Origin of the sequence: Streptomyces bohaiensis (assembly GCF_012033785.1) — a bacterium.
GTDB classification, from domain to species: Bacteria; Actinomycetota; Actinomycetes; order Streptomycetales; family Streptomycetaceae; genus Streptomyces; species Streptomyces bohaiensis.
Map to the genome: position 1 here is coordinate 1 of NZ_JAAVJC010000392.1, position 3,290 is coordinate 3,290.

Annotated in this window: 3 protein-coding genes; 1 reads left to right on the plus strand and 2 read right to left on the minus strand. The window is 76.0% G+C overall.

Annotated features, from left to right (window positions below; translation table 11 throughout):
* Positions 1–144 precede the first annotated feature (144 nt).
* Positions 145–834: a sigma-70 family RNA polymerase sigma factor gene (locus HCN52_RS23085; RefSeq protein WP_168090372.1), complete on the minus strand. Its 690-nt coding sequence runs from the start codon at positions 832–834 to the stop codon at positions 145–147.
* Positions 835–951: 117 nt separating this feature from the next.
* Positions 952–1,554, minus strand: a complete 603-nt coding sequence (locus tag HCN52_RS23090; RefSeq protein ID WP_209314887.1) for a hypothetical protein — start codon at positions 1,552–1,554, stop codon at positions 952–954.
* A gap of 225 nt (positions 1,555–1,779) precedes the next feature.
* Here HCN52_RS23090 and HCN52_RS23095 point away from each other — a divergent pair, with 225 nt between their 5' ends.
* Positions 1,780–3,264 carry a PepSY-associated TM helix domain-containing protein gene (locus HCN52_RS23095; RefSeq protein ID WP_168090373.1) on the plus strand — a complete coding sequence of 495 codons (1,485 nt, stop codon included), beginning with the start codon at positions 1,780–1,782 and terminating at the stop codon, positions 3,262–3,264.
* Positions 3,265–3,290 lie beyond the last annotated feature (26 nt).

A 3,290-nucleotide genomic window follows, 5' to 3' on the forward strand; every position in this document is an offset into this window, starting at 1 on the left:
CTGAATGGTCAAGACCGCACCGGCATGTACCGCCCTGCCGCCGCTCACCAGCGGCCGGGACACCGGGGAGCCGGGCCCACCACTTCGGGCCGGGCATCGGGCAGGGGGTCGCGGTCGGGGAGGGAAGCGCCGACCGGGGAGGCGTCAGCCGTCGCCGATCGGGCCGGCCGGCGACGGGCTCTCCGCGGCGGCCAGCAGCCGCAGCAGTTCGGCGCGGGCGCGCGCCACCCGGGAGCGCACGGTGCCGACCGGGCAGTCGCAGACCGCCGCGACGCGCTCGTACGGCAGCCCCCACACCTGGGTGAGGACGAACGCCTCGCGGCGCTCGGGCGGAAGGCGTTCCAGGAGCTCCCGGAGCGCGACGCCCTCCTCGAACCCGGGCGGGGCTCCGGCGTGGTGGTGGTGCTCGGCGACCTGCCGCCAGTCCGGCACGTCGGTGAACCGGGGACGGGCCGACGCCTGGCGCACGCTGTCGATCACGGTTCGCCGGGCGATGGACAGCAGCCAGGTCCGGGCGGAGGAGCGCCCTTCGAACCGGGGGAGGCTCGCGATCGCCCGCAGCAGGGTCTCCTGCGTCAGATCGTCGACGCCGTCGGTGTCCGGCCGGAGGAAGGTGATGTACCGGCGGACGTCCGGCTCGAAGGCGGCGACGAACCGGGTGACGTCCTCGGGCGCGCCGGAGCGGGCCGCCCGCTGCGCGATGGCGGTGCGGTCGGGCGTCTCGGGGAGGGCTGCCCGGGCGGCGGCGGAGCCGGGGCGGCGGGCGCGGCGGGGGTGGGGGAGAGCGGGGGGAACCGGTGCCTGGGCAGGCTGGAGCGAAGTGGGGGTGCTCACGGGGTCCTCGTCACGGTCGGGGTGCCCGGCGTCGGGGCCGGGCGCCGGGAACCGCCGGGCCGCGGACGCGGCCAGGCCCCCGGCGCGGACGGTGCGCCGGGATGGTGCCGACTGCCGTCAGGCGGCAGCCCGTGCCCGGGGCGGGCCGCGCGAGATCACCGAGTGCAGCAGCAGCCGGGACCGTGAGGGAGCCGGCGAATCCGGCGCCGCGGCGCGGACTCCGGGGAGTGCGGGAGGGGGTGGCGGGACGAGGCGCAGCACGGTCAGCCGTGCGCCGGTCCGGGCGAGCAGCCCGAAGACGGCCCGCTCGCCCTGCGCCAGCCACCACCCGGAGACCAGGGCGGCGAGCAGGTGCGCCGCCGCCATGGTGAGCGAGAGGCCCAGCGGGCCGCCGGCCGCCGCGTCGTGGACGGCGGGGGAGCCCTCGGCACCCGGGTGCATGTGGACCGCGTGGGCGGTGGTGCCCTGGTGGGGGGCTCCCAGCGTGAAGAGCAGGTGCAGCGCCGCCTGACTGCCCACGGCGGCGGCGGTCACCCCGATCGGGCCCCGCCGGCTGCCGCCCGCCGCCCACGAGACCGCGGCGAGCACCAGCAGCGCCGGCAGCGCGAGCGCCGGCGCCGCGGGCTCGCCGGCGTGCGCGTGCCCCACCGCCGCGAGCAGCACGCAGACGGCGGCGAAGACCGCCGCCCTGATGCCGCGAAGTGCCCGTCCCGGTCGCATGATGCGGACATGCTCCCCACATCACGCCGTCGACTCAACCTCTCGCGTGCCGAAAACTGTTCCGGAGGCGACCCGGTGAGCACGGGGTGCAACCATCCGGACGTCCCAGTGTGACCTGTGTCACAGAACGTCAGTCGCGGGAACGTACAGGCGTTCCGGTCCGACCACCACCGACGACGCGTCGAGCAGAACCAGTCGGCTCGCGCGGAGCGAAGGAGTCAGGCCGTGTCAGCACCGCCCCACCTGCGCGAGGCCGCTGAGGAATCCCCGCCCGAGCGCCCCGGATACGGCCGGCGCTCCCGCTCCGGCTTCCGAGCCCTGGTGCTCCGCCTCCATTTCTACGCCGGGCTCCTCATAGCCCCGTTCCTCGTCATCGCCGCGCTCACCGGCATGCTCTACGCCGCCGCGGTGCCGGCGGAGCGGATCATCTACTCCGACCATCTCCGCGTCCCGGTCGGTGAGCAGGTCCTCTCCGTCGACGAGCAGGTCGCGGCGGCGCGGGAGGAGTACCCCGAGGGGACCATCAGCGGGGTGCGCCCCGGGGCCGAACCCGGTGACACCACCCGGGTCCTGCTCACGCTTCCCGACCTCGGGCCCTCGCACCGCCTCGGGGTGTTCGTCGACCCCTACACGGCGGACGTCATCGGCGCGCTGGAGGTCTACGGCAGCTCCGGCGCCCTGCCGGCGCGCTGGTGGATCGACGAGATGCACCGCGGCCTCCACCTCGGCGACTTCGGCCGGCTCTACAGCGAACTGGCGGCGAGCTGGCTGATCGTCGTGGCCGCCGGGGGCGTCGTCCTCTGGATCGGCCGACGCCGGGAGGCGAACCGGCTGCGCCGCACCCTGCTCCCCGAACGCGGGCTGCGCGGCCGCCGGGCGACGCTCACCTGGCACGGCGTGGTGGGGCTGTGGATCTCCGTCGGGCTGATGGCCCTCGCCGCCACCGGCCTGACCTGGTCGCAGTACGCCGGTTCCAACGTGACCGACCTCCGGGCCTCCCTCAGCTGGCAGACGCCCACGGTGGCGACCACCCCGGACGGCGGCAGCGCCCCGGGTGACCACGGGGACCACGGGGACCATGCCGACCACGGTGATCACGGCGACCACGCCGGTCACGAGGCCGGGGCCGAGGGCGACGCCCCCGACATCGGGCCGGAGCTGGCCCGCCAGGCCGCCGAGGGCCAGGGGCTGCGTGCCCCGGTCGAGATCGTCTACCCCGCGGAGCCGGGCGCCGCCTACGTCGTCAAGGAGATCAAGCCGAACTGGCCGATCCGGCACGACGCCGTCGCCGTGGACAGTGCCAGCGCCGTGGTGACCGACACCGTCCGCTACGACGACTGGCCGCTCGCCGCCAAGCTGGCCCGGGTCGGTGTCGACGGACACATGGGGCTGCTCTTCGGGCTGCCCAACCAACTGGCGCTGATCGCGCTGTGCGGTGCCCTGATCGCCGTCGTCGTCCTGGGCTACCGGATGTGGTGGCAGCGGCGACCCACCCGGGAGCCGCGCGGCTGGGGCCGGCCGCCGGCGCGCGGCGCCTGGCGGCGGGTCCCGCTGGCCGTGCTGCTGCCCGGTGCGGCTGTCACGCTGCTGATCGGCTGGTTCGTCCCGCTGCTCGGGATCTCGCTGCTGGTCTTCCTCGCCGTCGACGCGCTCCTCGGACTGCGCGCGCGGCGGCGCCGGGAGGCAGCCGCGTCCGCCACCGCGGAGTGAGGTACGCCGTCCGGGTGCGGCGTCAC

Coding starts and splice junctions, on each gene's coding strand:
- HCN52_RS23090 (WP_209314887.1), bottom strand. CDS start 1,554: ATGCGACCGGGACGGGCACTTCGCGGCATCAGGGCGGCGGTCTTCGCC.